Raw genomic sequence first — 22,044 nt, 5'->3', positions numbered from 1 at the left:
GCGCGGGCGAGGCCGGAAATTCTAGAGCGCACACCAGCCTGCTCTTCAGCCCTCGGCCAGAGCGACGACCTTCCCGGGGTTGAAGATGTCGTGCGGGTCCAGCGCCTTCTTCACCGCGCGCATCAGTGCCACGCCGTGCTCGCCGTGCTCATCGACCAGGTACTTCATCTTGTGCAGCCCCACGCCGTGCTCGCCGGTCGACGTGCCGCCGTGGCGCAGCGCACGCTGCACCAGCCGGTGGCTGAAGGCCTCGGCCGCCTCGTTCTCCTGAGCGCTGCCAGGGTCGACCAGCACGAGGCAATGGAAATTGCCGTCGCCGACATGGCCCAGCACCGGCGCGAGCAGGCCGTGTTCGGCGATGTCGGCCTGCGTCTCCTCTATGCACTGCGCGAGCGCGGACAGCGGCACGCAGGCATCGGTGCTCAGGCTGCGGCAGCCCGCCTTCAGCTGCAGGCAGGCAAAGTAGGCGTGATGGCGCGGGGTCCACAGGCGCGAGCGCTCCTCCGGCAGCCTTGCCCACTGCAAGTCGCCGCCGCCGTGGCCGCCCGCGATCTCGCGCACCACCGCCGCCTGCTCGTCGACCTGCCCCTGGCTGCCGCCGAACTCCAGGAACAGCGTCGGATGCTCGCCCAGCGCGGTGCGGCTGTGCGCGTTCACGGCGCGGATGGTCAGCGCGTCCAGCAGCTCCGCGCGCGCCAGCGGCACGCCCATCTGGATCGACTCGATCACGCAGCCGACCGCCGCGCGCACCGATGGAAAGTGCACCACCGCCGCGGCGTACGTCTCCGGGTGCGGATGCAGGCGCACAGTGGCCTCGGTGATCAGCCCCAGCGTGCCCTCGGAGCCGCAGTAAAGCTGCGTGAGGTTGTAGCCCGCCGAGCTCTTGCGCGCCCGCGACGCGGTGCGCACGATCTCGCCCTCGGCCGTGATGACCGTCAGGCTCACGAGGTTGTCGCGCATGGTGCCGTAGCGGACGGTGTTGGTGCCCGAGGCGGCCGTCGCGACCATGCCGCCGATGGACGCATCCGCGCCCGGATCGACCGAGAAGAAGAAGCCGGTGCCCTGCAGCGCCGCGTTTAGCTGTCCGCGCGTGACGCCTGCCTCCACGGTGGCCGTGAGATCGCCGGGCCGGATCGCCAGCACCTTGTCCATCTGCGAGAAGTCGACGCACACACCGCCCTCGACGGCCAGCAGATGCCCCTCCACCGACGACCCCACGCCGAAGCCGATGACCGGCACTCGCTCGCGCGCGCAGGCACGCACCACGAAGGCCGCGTCCTCGGTGCTGCGCACGAACACCACCGCGTCGGGCGGCTGAGGCGGGTAGGTCGATTCGTCGGTGCCGTGCTGCAGCAACACCACCTTGCTCGTCGAAAAGCGTTCGGCGAACCTGCCCTGCAGCAAGGCGAGCAGTTCCGGCGACGGGGAGCGCCGCGTATTCGAACGCACGGGAATATTCACGACCGAGTCCATGGGAGCCTCCTGACTGAATGCCGCTCAGCGCTGCGACAGCGCGCGGGCCGGCCTGACGAACAGCACCAGCACCGCGCCGATCACCAGCAGCGCCGCCAGCATGTGCAGGCCCGCATCGGTGCTCTGCGTCGCATCCTTGATGAGCCCGATCAGGTACGGCGCGCTGAAGCCCGAGAGATTGCCGAACGAATTGATGAGCGCGATGCCCGCGGCCGCCGCCGCACCGCCGAGAAAGGCCGTGGGCAGGCCCCAGAAGACGGGGAAGGTCGACATGATGCCCATGGTGGCCAGCGTGAGCCCTGCCATCGCGAGCGTCACGTTGCCGTGCGAGGCCACGCTGAGCACCAGCCCCGCCGCGCCGACGACCGCGCCGATCGCGCTGTGCCAGCGGTACTCCAGCCGGCGGTCGGCGCTGCGGGCCATGAAGTACATCGCGACCACGCCGAAGGTCCACGGGATGGCGCTGAGCAGGCCGATGTCGAGCGCGCCCTTCACGCCCGCCGCCTTGATGATGCTGGGCAGCCAGAACGAGATGCCGTAGAGCCCCGAGGTGTAGGCGAAGTACACCAGCGCCAGCAGCCACACGCGGCCGTTGCCCAGCACGCTCAGGATGCGCGGCTCGGCCTTGCCGGCGTCTTCGGCGGTGATCTCGCGGGCGATGAGTTCGCGCTCGGCGGGCGTGAGCCAGCGCACGTCCTTCACGCGGTCGTCGAGGTAGCGCCACACGACCAGGCCCAGCGCCACCGTCGGCAGGCCCTGCAGCAGGAACAGCCACTGCCAGCCGGCCCAGCCGTTGACGCCGCCCATCCCCTGCAGGATCCAGCCCGAGAACGGGCCGCCGAGGATGCCCGCGAACGGGATCGCCGCGAGGAAGAGCGACGTGGCCTTGCCGCGCCGCGCGGCCGGGTACCAGTAGGTGAGGTACAGGATGATGCCGGGGAAGAAGCCCGCTTCGGCCGCGCCGAGCAGGAAGCGGATCACGTAGAACGACGTGGGCGAGTTCACGAACATGGTGCCCGCCGACAGCACGCCCCAGGTGATCATGATCCGCGCGATCCAGCGGCGCGCGCCCACGCGGTGCAGCACCACGTTGCTCGGCACCTCGAAGAGGAAGTAGCCGATGAAGAAGATGCCCGCCCCCAGCCCGTAGACCGCGTCGCTGAACTGCAGGTCACCCTGCATCTGCAGCTTGGCGAAACCCACGTTCACGCGGTCGAGGTAGGCCACGATGTAGCAGAGGAACAGCAGCGGTATCAGCCGCCATCCCACCTTACGGTAGACGGCGTCGGAGGTGCTGTCGAAGCGGCCCTCGTAGGGCTGCGCGATGGTGCTGGTGCTCATGGGTGCGTCGCTTTCCTTCGTCTGGTTCGACTGCAGGCGATGGTCGGGTCCGCACCCGCCGCGCGGCTGCGGGTTTCCACGCAATATTCATATGGATTGAAGATCGCCGTATCTCGCAACGAGATGCGCGACGCAGGTGCACGTGGCGAAGACGGTGCGCATCGCGCTGAAGACGCACCGGAGCGATGCGCGTGGCACGCCGGCCACCGTAACGCAGTGTGTGGAGCGGCCAGGCGCGATACATGCGCATACGCAAGGCGCAGGAACGAGGAAAAGACGGCAGACCATCGGACGCGCCCCGGGTGCGGGCCCGCGTCCCGTCGGCATGCCGACTCTGTCCAACCAACTCAGCTCACCCATGAACCATCCCCACACCCATCAGCCTCGCGGCACTCGCGCAACGAAGGCATCGCCCCGCTTCCTCCAAGGTGCGCCAGCCAGGCTCGCCAGCTTCGGCCTCCTCGCGCTCGCTGGCGCGCTGGCCGCCTTCGCGGTCGCGCCCATCGCGGCCAAGGAGACCCGCAGCGCCGCTGCAGGCCCCGACGCATCGCCGATCTACGGCGTCACCATTCCCAAGGGCTACCGGCAGTGGCAGCTGATCGCGCCCGCCATCGAGGCGGAGCCGCTGAATGAATTGCGCGCCGTGCTCGGCAACGCCAAGGCGATCAAGGCCTACGACCAGGGCACGCTGCCCTTTCCCGACGGAACCGTGCTCGTCAAGCTCGCCTGGAGGCACGTGCAGTCGCCCGAGTTCGCACCGGCATCCGTTCCGGGCGCGGCCACCACCGTGCAGGTGATGGTGAAGGATTCGAAGAAATACGCCGCCACCGGCGGCTGGGGCTTCGGGCGCTTCATCGACGGCAAGCCCGCGGACCTGGCACAGCACCAGACCTGCTTTGCCTGCCATCAGTCGCTGGTGAAGAACCACGACTACGTGTTCACGCGGCTCGCGCCCTGACGAGTCGCAATCGATGGGGTGCAGTTGATGGGTCGTGCCTGCGATTTTGAAATTTAGTGTTGACGAACACGGCCCGGATACAGAGGCATACGCAATCCGATCACCAGGTGCCTCATGAGCCGAACAATCTCTCCATCAGTTCGGAAAAGCCCATGCGATCCGACTGACAACCGGTCTTCCGAATCGTCATCACCTACCCGAAAGGATTCATCATGAAAGCTTCCGTACTCCTCGCCGCCGCTGCCGTCTCTTCGTTGTTCGCCTTGAGCGCGAGCGCCGAGGAATACCAGGGCGTGCTGCAGTTCCATTCCAGCGCGAGCCGCGCCGGTGTCAGGGCCGAGGCCGTCGTTGCCTCGCACAGCGCCGATCCCTACCGCGAAGGCGCTTCGGCAGATGTCGCTCCCGCGCTGCCCACCCTGGCCAAGCGCTCCGACACGCGTGCCGAAGCCGTCGCGGCTGCCCGCGCCGGCAACATCTACGCTGATGGCGCCAATGCCGACGCACCCCAGTCATTCACCAGCACGCTCGACCGCGCGATGGTGCGTGCGCAGGCACGCGCAACGGCGGCCCGCGGCGTGACCGAGGGAACGCTGTAAGCGGCCACCGATGCGCATCCGCTTCCATCGCTCCCCGCCGCCGGGAAACCCCATGATCTTTTCCCGGCGGCAGCCCGCCGCGCGCGCCTCATCGACGCAGAGCGCGGCGTGGCCGCAGGCGGCGGACCGCGCCCTTCCCTAATCCATCGACCCGCCGAACAGCCGCTCGGCTTCCTGCAGGTCCGCAGTCTCGAAGCCCTCGGTGTAGCGGGCAAGCACGCCGGCCAGCAGGTTCCTGCCCTCCTGCCCGCGTCCGGCGTCTTCCAAAAGGCGCGCCAGGTCCATCGCCACGCGCAGTTCCCACGAGCGGGCGCCCTGCTGCCTGCTGACTGCCAGCGCTTCGAGCAGCGACTCCTCCGCGCCCGCGGTGTTCGGCGGCACGGCACCCGAGAGGGCACGCGCCTTCACGCGAAGAAGCTCCGGCAGGTTGTAGAGGTCGCCCTTGGCGTGCACCAGCGCGAGCGTGTCGTTCATCAACTCAAGCGCGTCACAGTTCCTGCCCATGGCATTCAGGCCTTCCGCGAGCGTGATGTTGAACGACGTGGTGAGCAGTTCGTAGCGCGACGCACGCAGCTCGACCAGAGAATCCTGGATCGCTCTCACGCCGCGTGCGGCGTCGCCGCGCTTGATGGCGAGCTCGCCCCTGACCCCGCGGCCCACCGCGAGATACGGCGTCAGCGAGTGCGATTCCGCATAGGCGATGAAGCGATCGATGTCCTGCTCGGCACGCGCGAGGTCACCTACCCACATGTAGACCGACACGGCCCATATCAGCGCGATGCAGAGCGTCACGGGGTGGTTCAGGTGCCGGGCCTCCTCGACCGCGCGCCCGGCGACGACCACGGCCTGCGAGGGCTGCCCCTGCAGCCACAAGGTCCTGGCCAGCGCGATGCACGCGCGATTGTGGAAATCGAAGCCGGCGTGGATGCTGCTGCGCTGCCGCGACACCGAGGCGCCGGCGATCGCAGCTTCCAGGAAATGCCGCGCGCGGGCCTGGTCTCCCACCAAATGATGGCAGAGGCCCACCAGTGAATTGGCGGTCGCCTGCGCCGTCGCGTCGTCGATGGAGGCGGCCACGGCGGCGCAGCGCCGGGCATGGCTGAGCGACTCGACGAAGTCCCCGATGCGCTCATGAAAGATCTGCAGCCGTCCCAGCAACTCGACCTGGCTGCGCGAGTCGCCGAGCGCCTCCGCCACCTGGAGGCTGCGTTCGAGCGCGTGCCGCACCTCGTCGCTGTGGCCGCGAGTGAACATCTGCGAGAGGCCGACGGCCGCCTGCAGGTGCATCTCGGCGGCGCTGCCGAGCAAGGCCGGGCCCAGTTCGGCGAGCGCGCGCTTCGACCAGTCGTGGCACTCGGCCAGCAGTGACATCGCCATGAAGGCCGGCACGGCCGCCAGAACGAGGGAAACGCCGAGTTCCCTGGAATCGACGCGATCGAAGCACCAGGCGAGCGCGGCCCTCACGTTGCCCAGGTCCGCGAGATCCGACGCGCGCGCCGTGTCGCGGGAGAAGGCGTCGTCCTGCTCTGCCATCTGCTCCAGCCGCTTGCGGAAGTAGATCGCGTGGCGCCGCGCCGCCGAATCGGCCAGGTCCGCGCCGGCCTTCGAATGCGCATACGCGCGGGTGCTCTCGAGCAGCCGGTATTGCGTCGAGGCGACGGAGCGCCGGATGGAGAGCAGCGATTTCTCCGCCAGGCTTGCGACGGCATCGACGACCTGCGCCTGCGTCAGCTCGCCGTCCGTTGCCACTTCTCGCGCGGCTTCCAGCGAAAAATGGCCCACGAAGACCGACAACCGGCACAGCACCTGGCGCTCCGGCATGTCGAGCAGTTCGTAGCTCCAGTCCAGCGTGGCCTGCAGGGTCTGGTGCCTTGGCTGCGCGGTGCGCTGCCCGAGCCACGAAAGCGCCAGTCGCTCGTCGAGCAGGGTGGCCGTCTGCTGTAGCCCGTAGGCGGCGACGCGCCTAGCCGCGAGTTCGATGGCGAGTGCGACGCCATCGAGCTTCCGGCAGATGCTCGCGATGACGGGCGCGTCGTCGTCGTTCAGGTCGGGCATGGCGCCGCTGGCGCCGGCCCGGTCGACGAACAGGCGCGTGGCGGGGTACATCAGGATGTCGCGCGCCACTAGCCCGGGCTGGTCGGGCGGGTTGTCCAGCGGATCGAGCAGATGGATGTGCTCGCCCTGGACGCGCAGCGCCTCGCGGCTCGTAGCGAGGATGTGTATGCGCGGCGCCGCCTGGAAGATGCGCTCGGCCAGCGAGGCGGCCGCCGCGATGACGTGCTCGCAGTTGTCGAGTATCAGCAGCATCCGCCTTTCCCGCAGGTAGGCGATCAGGCTGGGCACCGGGTCGGCGGAGCGCACCGAGAGCCCCAGCATCGATGCGATGGCGCTCGGCACCAGGCCGGGGTCCAGCAGCATGGAAAGATCCACGAACACCACGGCCCCGTTGAATTCGCCGAGCATGTCCTGCCCCGTGCGGACCGCGACGCTCGTCTTGCCCACGCCGCCCGAGCCCACGATGGTGACGAACCTCGTCCTGGCCAACTGGACCGGGATCGCGGCCAGGTCCTTTGCACGGCCGAGCAGTTCCACCAGCTGCGCGGGAAGACCGGGTTCGACAGGGCCCGCCTCGGGTTCAGGCGGCAGGTCGGGAGCGACGGCAGCCGGTGTGATGCGGGCGACGAAACAGTAGCCGCGGCCGACCACGTTCGACAGGTAGCGCGCGCCGTGCTGCCCGTCGCCCAGCGCCTGCCGCAGCATCGCGATCTGGTAACGCAGGCTTCCGTCCGAAAACCACCATGCCGGGCCAGGCTAGCGCCATGAGCTCCCGCTTGCTCACGATCGTGTTGGCGTTGGCGACCAGGGCGAGGAGAACATCCATCGCCCGCCCGCCAAGGTCCACCGGCATGCCGTCGCGCTCGAGGAGCCGCTGCGCGACGCGCAGGGTGAACGGCCCGAAGGAGATGGAGCCGGCGGTCTTGAAGGAGTTGTCGTCGCTCATGGAGATGGGGAACTGCAGCGTGCCGCGCAGGCGACGCGATGCCAGGCCGGACATGGTCGATCCGATCGGCCCGGCGAACCCGCCGGCCACCTCGGCAGCGCGGGCGGACGGAGCATAACCGAGGGTCGCAGCATGCCGATTTGTATGGCCGTGTGTCGGTCCGCCCCCGAGGTACCTGCGCATGCGATTCGGCTGTTTCTTCACACACGCGGGATACATCCGCTGTCTTCAATGGAGGCGTTTCAACTTCACGGAAATGCCTGCATGAACAACCTCCATCCATCCCTCTCGCGCCGCCACCTCCTGGCCACGTCGATCGCCTTCGGCGCGGCGTCGGCGGCTACCGGCGCCTTCGCCATGCTGCGGCCACCCGGAGCCTCCGGTCCGGACGATACCTCGGTGCGGCCGTTCCGCATCGGCGTCGACCGCGAGGCTCTGGCCGACCTGCGCCGCCGGCTCGGCGCCACCCGGTGGCCGAGCGCCGAGACCGTCGCGGACGACTCGCAGGGCGTGCGGCTCGCCACGCTGCGCTCGCTGGTGCGCCACTGGGCCACCGACTACGACTGGCGCAAGGGCGAGGCCCGGCTCAACGCCGTTCCGCAGTTCGTGACCACCATCGACGGGCTCGACATCCAGTTCGCGCACATCCGCTCGCGGCACGCCGACGCGATGCCGCTGATTATGACGCACGGATGGCCGGGCTCGATCTTCGAGCTGCTCAAGGTCGTGGGCCCGCTGACCGATCCCACTGCCCACGGTGGCCGCGCGGAGGATGCGTTCCACCTCGTGCTGCCCTCGCTGCCCGGCTTCGGCTTCTCGGGCCAGCCGCAGGCCACCGGCTGGGGCTCCGACCACATCGCGCGCGCCTGGGGCGTGCTGATGGCGCGCCTGGGCTACAGGCAGTTCGTCTCGCAGGGCGGTGACTGCGGCTCGGTCATCTCGCACCGCATGGCGATGCAGAAGGTGCCGGGCCTGATGGCGATCCACGTCAATATGCCGGGCACCGTGCCTGCCGAGATCGCGTCGATCCTCGCCGCGGGCGGCCCCGCGCCCACCGGGCTGTCGCCCAAGGAACGCGCGGCCTTCGACAAGCTGGATGCCTTCTACAGGAACAGCTCCGGCTACTCCGCGATGATGGTCACGCGTCCGCAGACGCTGGGCTACGCGCTGGCCGACTCGCCCGTGGGCCAGGCCGCCTGGATCTACGACAAGTTCGCCACCTGGACCTACTCGGGCGGCGTGCCCGAACGGGTGCTCCCGCGCGACGAGATGCTCGACGACATCTCGCTGTACTGGCTGACCAACAGCGCGACCTCGGCCGCGCAGATTTACTGGGAAGACCACTCGAACAACTTCAACGCCGTCGACATCTCGCTGCCGGCTGCCGTGACGGTGTTTCCCGGCGAGATCTACCAGGCTCCGCGCACCTGGGCCGACCGCGCATACCACGACCTGATCTACTGGAACGAGGTAGACACCGGCGGTCATTTCGCCGCGTGGGAACAGCCGGCACTGTTCAGCCAGGAAGTGCGCGCGGCCTTCAGGTCGCTGCGCTGACCGGGGAAGAAGCAACCCCGTCGGTTCGCCAGGGGTTGCTTCATGCGACCACGAGCGGCAGCGTGAGCCGTGCCTCGAGCCCTCCGCAGCGGCGGTTCTGCAGCTGCAGGTCGCCCTGCATCGAGCGGGCCAGGCGCCTGGCGATCGCGAGGCCGAGGCCCGAGCCGGCCTTGCCTTCGACGCTGGCCTGCTCCGCCCTCACCCATGGCGCGAAGACCGCCTCCATCTGCGCCGGCCGGATGCCCGGCCCCGAGTCCACCACGGCCAGCACCAGACTCGTCGCATCGACGCGGGCGCTGACCCTCACGTCGCTGCCGTAGCGCAGCGCGTTGTCGATCAGGTTGGCGAGCACGCGGCGCAGCGCGAGGGGACAGGCCATCACCGGCTGCCCGATGCGGCCGTCGACGGCGATCGCCCTGCCTGCCTCGCGATAGTCGCGCATCAGGCTGCCGAGCAGGCCGTCGGCATCGACGCGCTGCAGCGGCTCGGCCACGCTGCGCTGAAGCCGCGCGCTGGCCACGCTGGCCTCGACCAGTTCGCGCATCTGGGCGAGATCACGCTCCATGGCTTCGCGCAGCGAGGCGTCTTCCAGCATCTCGCAGCGCAGCCCCATGCGGGTCAGCGGCGTGCGCAGGTCGTGCGCATAGGCGGCCTGCACATCCAGGTGCGCTACGTCGCGCTCGGCCTGGCGGCGGCGAAGGTTGTTGATCGCGCGCGCCAGCCGCACGATGGCGCGCGGGCCGCTTTCGGCGAGCTCGGGCATGCCGGCGCCGTGCTGCTCCAGTGTGCGAGCCAGGCGCGCCGCCCCCGCGCGGTGGTCCATCGCCTCCAGCCAGAGGACGACGGCGAGCAGCATGAGGCCGACGAGCACCGACACGCACAGCATCCACCGCAGGCTATCGTCGAGCGGGCAGCTCAACGGCGACAGCGTCGCGGCATGGACGTTCTGACCGAGCGTGGCCAGCGCGAGGGCGCGTGCCGCGATCAACGCCAGGCGGTGCGAACGGCGGTCAGGCTGGGTGGATTTGGAAGCGGCGCCGGCGAACGCCACGGATGCGCGCGCCCGGTGGAAGGAGCCGAAGTAGGAACAGATGAAGGAACTGATGGATGCGCGGGACTTCTTCGTCATTGGTTTTCTCCTGCTGCCGGCGCACGGGCCGGCGTGGGAGGGATGACATCACGCGAGGGGGAGCACTGACCATTGCATCAGCGTTTGCCGCACCCCTACGAAGGTTTGCCCTCTTCATGCACGAGGGTGGCGCGCGGCCGGCGCTCCTTCCCGGGTCTCAGGCCCGGCCCAGCGCGCGGCCGATCCAGGTCTCGAGTTCGGCGGCGTCGATGGGTTTCTCGATCAGGCAGAGTGCCGGGCTGGCCTGCACGCGCTCCCGCGTGCGGGCGGTGGCCAAGGCGCTGATGAAGATGACGGGCAGGCGCAGTCCTTCGCGCTCGAGGCACTCGACCAGTGCGATGCCGTCCATGGCCGGCATGTGAATGTCGCAGACGAGGCAGCGCGTACGCGCCGGAACGTCGGAGGCAAGAAAGTCGACGGCCGACTCGAACGCGCGGGCCTCCCATCCGAACGAGCGCACGAGACTGCTTGTCGCGGCGCGCACGAAGGGATCGTCGTCGACGATGGAAACGAGTTCGATGGCTGAAAAGGACAAGGACGCGGACAAGGAGGAAGCCCGTTCTCTACCCCGAAGGGTTCCGGTGAAGGCACAGGAACATTCCCGCCCCTGCCCAGAGCTGCAGGATACCGGCGCCAGTGCGCGGCGCCATCATCCATAGGTATGGCACCAGTTCAGCAAGCGCTCTCCACCACGCCCAGAGCCTCCATCTTGCGCACCAGCTCGGCGACCGAGCGCGCGTTCATCTTGCGCATCGCCTGGCCGCGGTGGATCTTGGCCGTGATCTCGGCAATGCCCATGCGATCGGCGATCTGCTTGTTCATCAGGCCGCCGGCCACGTGCTGCACCACCTCGCACTCGCGCGGCGTGAGCGATTCCCAGCAGGCACGCGCCGCCTGAAGCACGCGCGCGCTCTCGAGGCGCCGCGCATCGCGGTCCAGCGCGGCGATGACCGCGTCGATCATGTCCTGGTCGCGGAAGGGCTTCGCCAGGAAATCGACGGCCCCGGCCTTCATCGCCTTCACGGTCATGGCGATGTCGCCGTGGCCGGTCATGAACACGATCGGCAAGTGATGCTCGCCGCGCTCCAGCAGCGCTTGCTGGAAGGCAAGGCCGCTCTGGCCGCGCAGGCGCACGTCGAGCACCAGGCAGGAGGGCCAGCCGGAGCGCGGCGCGGCCAGGAATTCCTCCGTCGTGGCGAAGGCGTGCACCGTCAGGTCGATGGAGCGCAGCAGGCTGCACAGCGCGTCGCGCACGAGCTCGTCGTCATCGACGATGAACACGCAGCGAAGGGGCACCGGAGGCGGATCGGAAGGACGCATGAAACGAAGGGTTGGTGAGGGCATCGGGGTCGCCTGCGCTTTCATCGATGGCCAGGGGCCGGCCGCGGCAGGCTGAAGACGGCGCGCATGCCCGTGGGCTCGCGCGGCCGCAGCTCGAGCGTTCCGCCATGCGCATCGAGGATGGACTTGCAGATCGCCAGCCCCATGCCCATGCCGTTGGGCTTGGTGGTGAAAAGAGGCTTGAGCAGGTGCTGCGCCGCCTCGGGGCCGATGCCCGGGCCCGCGTCTTCCACCACGATGCGCACATGGCCGTCGCCCTGCGCGCAGGCCATGGACAGCGGGCGCGGACCGGGCGCAAGGGAAGCCATCGACTCGGCTGCGTTCATCAACAGGTTGACGGCCACCTGCTGCAGCTGCACGCGGTCGCCGTGAACGGCCAGCGGCGTGTCCAGGCCCTTCATTTCCAGCGTGACACCCATGGTGTCGAGCGCCCCGGCGACCAGCGCAGCGGCCTCGCGCAGCGCTTCGCCCAGGTCGAAGGCGGCGAACTGCGGCTCTGCGTTGCGCGCCTTGGCGCGAAGGCCCTGGATGATGGTGCGGGCGCGCAGCGCGCTCCTGCTGATGTGCGTGAGCATCTCCCTGGCCTCGCCGATGTCGGGCGGACTGCGGTCGAGCCAGCGCAGCGCGGCGCTGGCCGAGGTGTCCACCGCGGCGATCGGCTGGCCGACCTCGTGCACGATGGACGCCACCAGCTCGCCCATCGCCTTCAGACGGGTCGCGCGCTCCAGTTCGGCGAGCGTGCTCCGCAGCTGCTCCTCCGCCTGCGCGCGCTGCTGGTTCTGGTCGACCAGTTCCTCGTAGAGGCGCGCGTTCTCCAGCGCGAAGGCCGCCTGCGAGGCGATCACCTCCAGCACCTCGGCCTTGGCGGGCGTGAACACATGGGAGGCGAGGTTGTTCTCCAGGTAGAGCACGCCGACGAGCATCGCCTGGCGCATCAGCGGCACGCACAGGATCGAGCGCGGGCGCCGGCGGCGGATGTAATCGTCCTGCGCGAGCGATGCGCTCTCGCGCGCATCGTCCACCACGATGTGCTGCTGGCTGCGCGCGACCGCCTGGACGATGGAGACCGGCAGCGTCCCTGCATCGAAGGACATGCCCTCCTGCGTGAGCACGACGGCACCGTCGAGCACCCGCGCCTGGGCGCGCACCTGCCACGCCTCGTGCCGGAACAGCGCCAGCGTGCCCGACTCGGCGCCGGCGTTCTCGAGCGCGGTGCGAAGCAGCGTCTCGACCAGGCGGACGGGCACGATCTCGCCGGCGAGGGCCGTCGAGATGCGCAGGACGGCCTGCGCGTCGAGCCCCTGCATCCGCCGCGTGTTCGGCAGCGGGTCCTCGATCTCGAAGAGCCCCGGGTGCGAAGCCTGCAGCTGGCGCACCTTGGCCGTGGCGCCCCAGCGCTGCCATGCACCGCGTGCGTGGCGCAGGTTGCCGTGCGCGGACAGATCGTCGCCTCGCCCGGCATGGAAGGCCGCGGCAAGCTCGGCCGCCAACGCCTCCACCTGGGTGAAGCCGTGGCGCCGCGCATGCGACACCGCCCGCGCATAGGCCTCCACCGCCGCGAGCGGATCGCCGTCGATGCGGCACATCTCGGCGCGCACCAGCTGGAAGCGGGCCAGGAAGTTGGCCGGGCAGGCCTGGCTCCAGGCCTGGAGCTGCTTCGCGTCCCGCTGCAGCGCGGCCTGCTGGGAGGCATCGCGCGCGGGAAGCGCGAGCAGGGCGAGCGCGCCGTAGAACGGCAGGTCGCCGCTCTCGGCGAAGGTACGGCCCGAGGCCGCGCAGGCCTCGGCCCGATGGCGAGCCTCTATTGCCTCCGCCAGCCTGCCACCGAGCAGCGCCGCCTGCAGCCTGTACACCCAATAGGCGAAGTCCACCAGCGTGGCGGGCTGGCCTTCGCAGGGCGGACTCGGCTGCTCGTCGCGATTGCCGAATGTGCCGTCCTGCAGTTGCGCCAGCAACAGCTTCTGCGCCAGCAGCGCCTCGATCACGAGCTGGAAATTGGCATCGCGCGCAATGGCCAGCCCACGCTCCACCGTGTCCCGCACGTCGCCGAGGTACTCGCCGGCGAACAGCATGCCCGTCGCCTGGTTGCGTCCGCAGTAGATCGCGAAGGTGTGGTCGCCGCTCGCCACGGCCACGTCGTAGGCGCGCCGGATGTAGTCGCGCGCTGCGCGCGCCGGCTGCGTCCACGGGACCACCATGGTGCCGAAGGTCATGTAGACCCTGCCCCGGTACAGCGCGAGGCCGCGCTCGTCGACCAGGTGCAGCGCGAGCGCGCCGAACTCCCGCGCGGCGGCGTAGTTGCCGTAGCGCACGCCGAAGACCTGCGTCATGCAGGCATAGCCGTCCGCCGACGCGTCGGAATGGCCCTGCGCAATGTTGAGGCCGACCATGCGCAGCAGGATCAGGTCGACCAGGTTCTGGTCGGTGTACAGCGCCGGCGGAATGAGGTCCGCGAAGATGTCGGTGATCGCCCGGCGCAGCGGGTCTGCCACGATGGGCAGCTGGCGCAGCGCCCCGATGCCGTGCCGGTCGATCCATTCCTGCAGCGCCGCATGCTCCCGATCGACCGCCGCGGCATCGGGCCGCCTCGGCATGACGATGCCGGACTTGCGCAGGAAGGCCAGCCCCACGTCGAGTGCCCGGTCGAAGTTGCCGAGCGTGGTGTACAGCGCCGCACGCAGGCGCGCGAGATCGGCCCCGAAGATGCCGTCCCCCGCGACCTCCTCCAGTGCCGACAGGCGGCTCTCCGCGGCCTCCAGCGCCCCGGTCATGAACTCGGCCTCACCGCAGAGAGCGCGCGCGTGCAGGCCGTCTTCGCTGGTGTCGGCTTCGCCCAGGAAGGCGAGCGCGGCGCGGAAGAAGCCGAGCGCCGAATGGTGTGCGGCCGCGGCCTTTGCCTGCCGGCCGGCCCGCAGATTCAGCCGCGCGAAGTCGCATCGCTCCTGCGGTGCCTCAACGGCCGGGTGTGCGAGGCCGGCCTGCGCGGCGAGCGAGAAAATCCGCGCGGGATCGGACGCAAGCCGGAGTTGGCGGCGCACGATCTGCAGGTGCATGCGCGGCCGCTCCCCGTGCGGGATCGATGCGTAGGCGGCCTCGCGGATGCGGTCATGCCAGAAGACCCAGTCATCGCCCTCGCGCTGGATGCTGCCTGCTTCGCGCGCATTGTCGAGCGCGGCGTGCAGGCGCGAGGCTGCATCGGTGCCGGGCTGCACGTCCATCGCGAGCGCAAGCTCCACGTGCGGGGTGCGGTGGCCTAGGCATGCCATCAGGCGCAGTACCGCCTGCGTCGCCGAGGGCAGTTGCTCGAAGCGGTGCGCCATCAGGTCGCCGACGGTGTCGGCGCCGGGGGTGGGACGCGAGCTGTTCCAGGCTCCAGCGCCACGAAGCGGTCTTCGCGTCGTAGGCAAGCAGGCCGTCGTCGGCCAGCAGATGGAGCAGGTGCCGGGCGAAGAGCGGATTCCGCTCGGTCTTCCGGCCGATGAGCTCGGCCAGTTCGCCAACGCCGCTCGCGTCCTGCTGCAGCGTGAGCGCGATCATCTCGCGCAGGGCGCCCTCGTCCAGCGGACCGAGCTCGATGCGCACGGCCCGAGGCACTTCCGCGAGCCGGCCCGCGCGCAGCGGATGGGTCACGTCCACCTCGTTGTCGCGAAAGGTTCCGACGAGCAGCAGCGCTGCATCGTCATGCTGATGCAGCAGGCGCTCAAGCACCTGCAGGGTCTCGACGTCGGCCCATTGCAGGTCGTCGAGCAGCATCACGAGCGGACGCGTGGGCACGGCGAAACAGGCGATCAGCCGCGCCATGCCCTGCAGCACGCGCTCGCGTTCGAGCGCGGGTGCCGCATCCGGGGAGGCGGGAACTGGCTGCCCCGATGGCGCGCCGAGGATGACGCCGAGCGCCGGCATCAAGCCCGCCAGGGTCCGCTCCACCGGCCTCGCGGCGGCGGCGATGCGATTGCGCCAGGCCGCGAACTCCTCGTTCGCACAGCCGATCACGTGCTGCAGCAGCGGATCGAGCACCTCCACCAGCAGCGCATACGGCTTGCCGCGGTGCCCTTGCTCGCTCTTGGCCGCAGCCAGCAGCGGCGCGCCCGAGCGCTGCATGCGCGCCACCACCTCGCGCAGGAGCGTCGATTTGCCGATGCCCGACGGGCCCGAGATCCAGGCTGCCGCCGAACCGGCGCTGTCCGCAACCTTGCGGTAGAGCGCCAGCAGCGCCTGCAGTTCGGCGTCGCGCCCCAGCACGAGGCCGGTGCCGCCGGGCTTGCACAGGGCCGAATAGGCATCGAGCGCAAACCGGGGAATGCGCCCGTGCTGGCACAGCAGGGTCTCGCAGCGCCGCAGGTCGGCCAGTACGCCGGCAGCGTCCGCATACCGGAGCTCCGGCGTCTTCTCGAGCAGCTTCATGACCAGCAGCGAGAGTTGCTCCGGAAGCCCCGGCACCAATTCCACGGGTGCGCGCGCGAGCCGGGTCGCATGCGCGTGCACGCGCGCGGCGGCATCGGCGCCCTCGAAGGGAAGCCTGCCGGTCATCAGCTCGTAGAAGATGCAGCCGAGCGCGTAGAGGTCGGCCCGCCCATCCACGCGCAGGTTCATGCGCGCGCCGAGTTCCGGCGCCATGTAGTTGAAGCTGTCCTCGTCCCAGGAGAGCTGGTCGTCGCCCGCGGACTTGTCCTCGTCCTCGACCGTGACGGCCTGGCCGAATCCGGTGAGGCAAACCCGGCCGTCTTCGCCGAGCAGCATGCGACCGGGCGTGAGCGCGCGATGCTGCACGCCGGCCGCATGCATCGCGCCCACGGCGGCGGTGAGGCGCAGCGCGATCGCAACGAAGGTGTGTGCGTCGGTACACGGCGCCGCACCGCGCAGAAGCGGCTCGCCGCCGGAGTCCTTCAGGATCAGCAGGAAGCTCTCTCCATGAGGCACCAGCGCGATCGGCACCGCGGCCCACTCGTCGCGAAGCACGTGGCGCAACGAGTACTCCCGCTGAAGCAGCGCGGCAATGGCCGGCGTGCTCTGGCCGCGCCCGGCCACGAGCGAAGAGGCTGTGCCATGCGCGCGTGCGCGTTCCAGGCGCGGCGTGCCCGCGCCCAGTTCGCGAAAGTCGCGGTATCGCACCGACGATGCCCCGTGCTGCGCGACGACGGGAGCATCTGGCAAGACCGCCTCTGGCTCTTCTTGTCCGGCGAGTTCCTGGTGTTGCATGGGCATGGATGTGGGCCTCTTGCGGCCGGCCGGGGCCGCGAAATGCGTGGGCACCGAGTCGAGTCCGCCGTTGTTCTTGTGTCTTCCCGTCTCCGGGCGCGCTGGGCGCGGATGCCATTGGAACTCCGCCGATCGCGAGATGGACGCTGCGGCCGTTGGCTGGTGTTAGGTGTTGTTAGGCGCGGGTATGCGCCACCGCAAACCGGGCGCGCCGCGGCGGTTCCGGCCGGGCCGCTTGAAAAGTAATGTCACGTCACGCCCTTCGGACACACAGGCATACAGACCGGCCCCGGCTTCCTTCGCATCGCCCCTAGATTCAGCGCCGTCGACCCAGGTCGATCCCGTTCCACCCGAATCAACCAAGGAAGAATCGTCATGAAGAAGTTCTCTCGCCGTCTCGCCGCGACCCTGATGGCCCACACGCTCGGCCTGGCCGCGCTCGCGCCCCTGCACTCGTTCGCGCAGCCGGCGGCCCCTGCCCCATCCACCAAGCCGACGATCGTGCTCGTGCATGGCGCCTTCGCCGATTCGTCGAGCTGGGACGGCGTGGTGCAACGCCTGGAGGCACGGCACTATTCCGTGATCTCCGCGGCGAACCCGCTGCGCGGACCTTCGTTCGACGCAGCCTCCGTCGCCAGCGTCGTCGATTCGGTCAAGGGGCCGGTGGTGCTCGTCGGGCACTCGTACGGCGGCTCGGTCATCTCTGCCGCCGCGAACGGCAAGCCGAACGTGAAGGCGCTGGTCTACGTGGCGGCCTTCGCGCCCGAGGCCGGCGAAACGGCGATCGGCCTCACGGGCAAGTTCCCGGGCAGCACGCTCGGCCCCACGCTGGCGCCCGCGGTGCCGCTCGCCGATGGCGGCAAGGACCTGTACATCGAGCAGGACAAGTTCCCCGCGCAGTTCGCGGCCGACGTTCCGCTCGCCAAGGCGCGTCTGATGGCCGTGGGGCAGCGGCCCATCGCCGAGGCGGCGCTGAACGAGGCGGCGCAGGCTCCGGCATGGAAATCGGTGCCGTCGTGGTTCGTGTACGGCGATCGCGACAAGAACATCCCGCCGGCGGCCATGGCCTTCATGGCGCAGCGCGCCAATGCGCAGAAGACGGTGGTGGTCAAGGGCGCCTCGCACGTCGTGATGACGTCGCAGCCCGAGGCGGTGACCAGGGTGATCGTCGAGGCGGCCGGGCGCTGAGCATCGGCGGCCCGCTTTCAGGTGCTTACTGCGGCAGGTCCCCGGCCGGGCGCTCCAGCCACTTCACGGACAGCCGGTCGAGCTCGCCGCTCTTCTTCGCCTCGTCGATGATGGCGTTGACCCGCTGGCGCAGCGCGTCTTCGCCCTTGGCCACGCCGATGTAGTTGGGGCTCTCCTTCAGCAGCAGCTTGTAGGTGGTGCCCAGCGCGGGGTTGCTGGCCATGATGGTGTTCGCAACGGAAGCGCCCGTGGCGATCAGCTGCGCCTGCCCGGACACGAATGCCGCGACGGTGCGGGTGTTGTCGTCGAAGCGGCGGACGTCGGTGCCCGGGGGCGCGACCTTGTTGAGCTCCTGGTCCTCGACCGAGCCGCGCGTGACCGCGATCGACTTGCCCGACAGGTCCGCGAAGCTCCTGATGTTCAGGCTCTTCGCGCCGAAGATGGCCTGGTAGAACGGCGAGTACGCGGCGGTGAAGTCGATCTGCTTCTCGCGGTCGGGGTTCTTGCCCAGCGTGGCGATCACCAGCGCGGCCTTCTTCTTCTGCAGGGTGGGGATGCGGTTGGCGCTGGTCACGGGGATCAGGTCGACTTCCACGCCGAGCTTGCTGCCGATGTAGTTGGCCATGTCGATGTCCAGGCCGTGCATCTTGAAGTCGCGGTCCATCGAACCGTAGGGCGGGAAATCGGGGGGAACCGCGATGGCGATCTTCTTGTTCTTGAGGATGGTGTCCAGCGCGGTTTGCGCGTGGACGGCCCCGGTTGCCATGAGGGCGCCGAGCGCGAGCCCCAGAACGAATTGCAATCTGCCGAATTTCATGATGCCTGAACGATGACGAGTGGTTGTGGGTTTGATGTCGGGCGCACGGCCGAGCCCGGCTGCGCCTGCCCCGAGCCGCACGAACCGTGCCAGTGGTATACAAGACTCATGCACCGAACCAGAACGACAAAGGTGCTGCGCAATCCGCGAAGAAGCCCCGATTGAGGGATCGGAGCCCCATATCGGGGACGTCCGCCATCCCGCGCCGGGCGCAGGGGCCATCGCTCGAGCGCTCGGGAAAAGCCCCTTGCTATCATCGATTCATGCAGTCACAGCCACCCCGTGGTGGCGGAGGAAAGCGAGTGCGGTTCAAGCTGAGAACGAAGACGGCACTGTTGATCACGTCACTGGTGCTCGTGCTGGTCGGCATGACGGGCTGGTGGCAATACCGGAGCCTGTCCAGCGAGTACATCGGGCTGATGCGCGAGCAGCAGCAGGCGCTGACCGACAGCGCTGCCGCCGACCTCGACTACAAGCTCGGCGTCCATCTGTCCGCCCTGGCGCGCGCGGCCCGCGAACTCGGCGCACACGGTTTCGCCGACCCTGCGGCGCAGCAGCGCTTCCTCGGGGACCAGGACCTGCGCACGATGTTCGACAACGCCGCGCTGGCCACGCCGGACGGCGCCATCGTGGCGATCAACCCTCCCACCGCGCGGCCGTCGAGCGTTGCCGACCGTGACTACTTCCGCCGCGTGCGCGACACGGGCCGGCCCACGATCTCGGCGCCCCTTCTCACCAGGAGCGCCCAGCACCCCGCGGTCATCATGGCCGTGCCCGTGGACGAAACGGACGGCCGCCTCGCCGGCGTGCTGGGTGCGGCGCTGAACCTGCAGCGCGCCAACGTGCTCGGCGATCTCAGCCGCGCCACCGTCGGCCGGGGCGGCCACTACGTGATCGTCACGCGCGGCCCGTCCCCGCAGATCGTCATGCACCCCGATGCGAGCCTGCTGCTCAAGCCCGCGAGCGCCCTCGCCTCTGACGACGGCATCGGCAAGGACATGACCACGCATGCCGCCATTCCCGCCGCCGGCTGGGAGTTGCGCCTGGTCGTGCCAGCCGCCACGGCCTACGCGCCGCTGGAGCAGGTGCGGCGGAACCTGCTGCTGCAGCTGCTCTGGCTGGGCCTGGGCTGCGCGCTCCTGGTCTGGGCGGGAACCGCGTGGGTGATGCGCCCGCTGGAGGCGCTGAGCAGTGCGATCCGCACCCTGCGCCGCTCGCCCGACAGCCAGGTCAGGCTCGATGTCGTCGCCAACGACGAGCGCGGAGACCTCGCACGCGAGTTCGACGCGCTGATGGCCGAGCTGCGCGAGCAGCGGCTCGAGATGGCCGCGGTCACCGACGCTTCGCCCGTAGGCCTGTTCCGCTGCGACAACCAGGGCCGCATGACCTACGTGAACGACGAGTACCTGGCGATCCACGGTCTCGCGCGCGGGGATGCGGCCGCGGGCTGGCTCACGCTGGTGCGCGAGGAGATCCGCGAGACGGTTCGCCAGGAGTGGGTGCGCCTGGCGAGCTCGGCCACATCGGTGGCAGTCACGCGCCGGCTCCATCGCAGGGACGGCACCCGCGTGCTGGTTGCGCTGAAGAGCCGGCCGGTGCTCGCGGCGGACGGCCGCGTGCTCGGCCATGTGGGCACGGTGACCGACATCACCGAGCGAACCCGCGCCGAGCAGGCGCTGCGCACGCTGACCGCCATCTTCGACATGACGACCGACTACATCGTCCAGCTGGACGCGAAGGGGCGGCTCATCTACATGAACCCGGCCGCACGGCTGCGCACGGGCCTGGCGCTCGACGCACCGATCGAGCAGTTCAGCGTGGCCGACTTCAATCCGCCGGAGACCCTGGAAAGGCTCCGCGCGGAGATCGTGCCAACCGCCGTGCGCACGGGCATCTGGGTGGGCGAGTCGATGGTGTGGGACGCCAGGCGCCAGGCGTTCCCGGCGAGCCACATGGTGATCGCGCATCGCGACAAGCACGGCAAGGTGGAGTACTTCTCCGGCCTGATGCGCGACATCTCGGCGGCCAAGGCCGCGGAACGCGCGCTGCGCGACAGCGAGCATCGCCTGCGTATGGTAACGGACCACCTGCCGGCGCTGATCTCCTACCTCGATCGCGACCTGCGGTTCCGGTTCGTCAACAAGGCCCACCAGGACTGGTTCGGCATTCCCGCCGAGCAGTTGCTGGGCATGGGGCTGTGGAAGTTCTACGGCGAGGAAGCATGGGCCGAGATGGAGCCGCACCTGCGGGCGGCACTGGCCGGGCGACAGGTCACCTACGAGCGCCGGTTGAAGACGCCCGGCGGGCGCCGCGACGTCCAGGCCACGCTGGTGCCGGAGCGCGACGAGCACGGCGAAGTGATCGGCCTCTACACGCTGGACAGCGACATCACCGCGCACCACGAGGCGGAGGAAGCGCTGCAGGAAAGCGAGGCACGCCTGCGCACCGTGGCCGATGCGCTGCCGATGCGCGTGGCCTACATCGACGCGGAGGAGCGCTACCGGTTCAACAACCTGGCCTACGAGCGCGGCTTCGGGCTCTCGCGCGAGCAGATCCAGGGGCATACCGTGCAGGAGCTGCTGGGCGAGCCCGACTACCAGGCCCTGCGGCCGCACATCCGCGCGGCATTGGCCGGCGAGACCGTCACCTTCCAGAGCGAGGTCGCCAAGAGCGACAGCTACTACTGCTACGAGGCCCAGTACATCCCGCAGCCCGCGGTCAACGACGAGGCCATCGTCGGCTTCCATGCCGTGATCACCGACATCACGCGGCAGAAACTCGAGGAGAAGCGCCTCGTGAATCTTGCCCAGGTCGATCCCCTGACCGGCCTCGCCAATCGCTCGGGCTTCGAGGCGCGCCTGGAAGAAGCGATGGAGCGCGCCCGGGTCGCCGGCGCGCTGATGGCGCTGATGTACCTGGACATCGACGGATTCAAGAAGATCAACGACCAGTTCGGGCACCAGGTGGGAGACGAGCTGCTGCGCGGCTTCGCGGGCAGGCTGTCGCAGGCGCTGCGCTCCGGCGACGTCCGCGCGCGCCTGGGCGGCGACGAGTTCACTGTGATCATGGAAGGCCTGCCCGGCGCGGATGCCGCGATCTCGGTGGCCTCCGAGCTGATCGACGCCATGCAGCTGCCATTCGATCTGGAGGAGCGCACGATCCTCGTCAGGACGAGCATCGGCGTGGCCTTCTACCAGGGCGGCGACGCGACGGCCGCCGCGCTCGTCAGGCAAGCCGACGAGATGCTCTACCAGGCCAAGGGCGCGGGCCGCAACAACTACCAGGTGGCGCCGCATCCGGTCGGCGGGCATCCGGCGGACGTTCGGCCTCCCGAAGCTGGCGCCCGTTGACCGGCGTCAATGCGCGGTCCTTAGCACGAACCTACTATCTGCCGCCATCGGAGCTTTCATCGAACGCGGGCGCCTGTTGCACCAGGCTGGATCA

14 protein-coding genes are annotated in these 22,044 nt (G+C 69.4%); 5 read left to right on the top strand and 9 right to left on the bottom strand.

Annotation, left to right across the window (positions count from 1 at the left end):
* Window positions 1-45: 45 nt before the first annotated feature.
* The gene (locus tag ACHMXA_RS13050) at window positions 46-1,473 is read right to left on the bottom strand and encodes an FAD-binding oxidoreductase (RefSeq protein ID WP_176664765.1); all 1,428 of its coding nucleotides are present in this window, start codon (window positions 1,471-1,473) and stop codon (window positions 46-48) included.
* A gap of 24 nt (window positions 1,474-1,497) precedes the next feature.
* Window positions 1,498-2,814 (bottom strand): MFS transporter, encoded by a 1,317-nt coding sequence (locus ACHMXA_RS13045; protein WP_176664764.1) that lies wholly within the window; start codon window positions 2,812-2,814, stop codon window positions 1,498-1,500.
* A 358-nt stretch (window positions 2,815-3,172) separates the two neighbouring features.
* Here ACHMXA_RS13045 and ACHMXA_RS13040 point away from each other — a divergent pair, with 358 nt between their 5' ends.
* Window positions 3,173-3,772: a cytochrome P460 family protein gene (locus ACHMXA_RS13040; RefSeq protein WP_176664763.1), complete on the top strand. Its 600-nt coding sequence runs from the start codon at window positions 3,173-3,175 to the stop codon at window positions 3,770-3,772.
* Between the two features lie 212 nt (window positions 3,773-3,984).
* Window positions 3,985-4,368 (top strand): helicase SNF2, encoded by a 384-nt coding sequence (locus tag ACHMXA_RS13035; protein ID WP_176664762.1) that lies wholly within the window; start codon window positions 3,985-3,987, stop codon window positions 4,366-4,368.
* Window positions 4,369-4,506: 138 nt separating this feature from the next.
* Here ACHMXA_RS13035 and ACHMXA_RS13030 read toward each other — a convergent pair whose 3' ends face one another.
* The gene (locus ACHMXA_RS13030) at window positions 4,507-7,128 is read right to left on the bottom strand and encodes an ATP-binding protein (RefSeq protein ID WP_395320917.1); all 2,622 of its coding nucleotides are present in this window, start codon (window positions 7,126-7,128) and stop codon (window positions 4,507-4,509) included.
* 505 nt (window positions 7,129-7,633) lie between these two features.
* Here ACHMXA_RS13030 and ACHMXA_RS13025 point away from each other — a divergent pair.
* Entirely contained in the window at window positions 7,634-8,926 is a 1,293-nt protein-coding gene (locus tag ACHMXA_RS13025; protein ID WP_176664761.1) for an epoxide hydrolase family protein, read from the top strand.
* 40 nt (window positions 8,927-8,966) lie between these two features.
* Here ACHMXA_RS13025 and ACHMXA_RS13020 read toward each other — a convergent pair whose 3' ends face one another.
* The 5 genes from ACHMXA_RS13020 to ACHMXA_RS13000 form a co-directional block, all read right to left on the bottom strand.
* The gene (locus ACHMXA_RS13020; protein ID WP_176664760.1) at window positions 8,967-10,055 is read right to left on the bottom strand and encodes an ATP-binding protein; all 1,089 of its coding nucleotides are present in this window, start codon (window positions 10,053-10,055) and stop codon (window positions 8,967-8,969) included.
* 157 nt (window positions 10,056-10,212) lie between these two features.
* A complete protein-coding gene (locus ACHMXA_RS13015; RefSeq protein ID WP_132797513.1) occupies window positions 10,213-10,590 on the bottom strand; it encodes a response regulator transcription factor in 378 nt (125 codons plus the stop codon).
* A gap of 137 nt (window positions 10,591-10,727) precedes the next feature.
* Window positions 10,728-11,375 carry a response regulator transcription factor gene (locus ACHMXA_RS13010; RefSeq protein ID WP_176664759.1) on the bottom strand — a complete coding sequence of 216 codons (648 nt, stop codon included), beginning with the start codon at window positions 11,373-11,375 and terminating at the stop codon, window positions 10,728-10,730.
* A 41-nt stretch (window positions 11,376-11,416) separates the two neighbouring features.
* Window positions 11,417-12,703 carry a sensor histidine kinase gene (locus ACHMXA_RS13005; protein ID WP_395321302.1) on the bottom strand — a complete coding sequence of 429 codons (1,287 nt, stop codon included), beginning with the start codon at window positions 12,701-12,703 and terminating at the stop codon, window positions 11,417-11,419.
* A gap of 1,816 nt (window positions 12,704-14,519) precedes the next feature.
* Complete coding sequence (locus ACHMXA_RS13000; RefSeq protein ID WP_395320914.1) at window positions 14,520-16,601, bottom strand: ATP-binding protein; 2,082 nt, start codon at window positions 16,599-16,601, stop codon at window positions 14,520-14,522.
* 369 nt (window positions 16,602-16,970) lie between these two features.
* On the opposite strand from ACHMXA_RS13000, the gene ACHMXA_RS12995 reads away from it, so the two are divergent.
* Window positions 16,971-17,783 (top strand): alpha/beta fold hydrolase, encoded by an 813-nt coding sequence (locus tag ACHMXA_RS12995; RefSeq protein ID WP_176664758.1) that lies wholly within the window; start codon window positions 16,971-16,973, stop codon window positions 17,781-17,783.
* Between the two features lie 25 nt (window positions 17,784-17,808).
* Here the strand turns inward: ACHMXA_RS12995 and ACHMXA_RS12990 are convergent, their stop codons facing one another.
* Window positions 17,809-18,600 (bottom strand): transporter substrate-binding domain-containing protein, encoded by a 792-nt coding sequence (locus ACHMXA_RS12990; RefSeq protein ID WP_176664757.1) that lies wholly within the window; start codon window positions 18,598-18,600, stop codon window positions 17,809-17,811.
* A 335-nt stretch (window positions 18,601-18,935) separates the two neighbouring features.
* Here ACHMXA_RS12990 and ACHMXA_RS12985 point away from each other — a divergent pair, with 335 nt between their 5' ends.
* Window positions 18,936-21,950, top strand: a complete 3,015-nt coding sequence (locus tag ACHMXA_RS12985) for a PAS domain-containing protein (protein WP_395320912.1) — start codon at window positions 18,936-18,938, stop codon at window positions 21,948-21,950.
* Window positions 21,951-22,044: the final 94 nt, after the last annotated feature.

Source organism: Variovorax sp. UC74_104, from assembly GCF_044055375.1.
GTDB lineage: Bacteria > Pseudomonadota > Gammaproteobacteria > Burkholderiales > Burkholderiaceae_C > Variovorax.
This window is presented reverse-complemented; position numbering and strand designations above follow the sequence as displayed.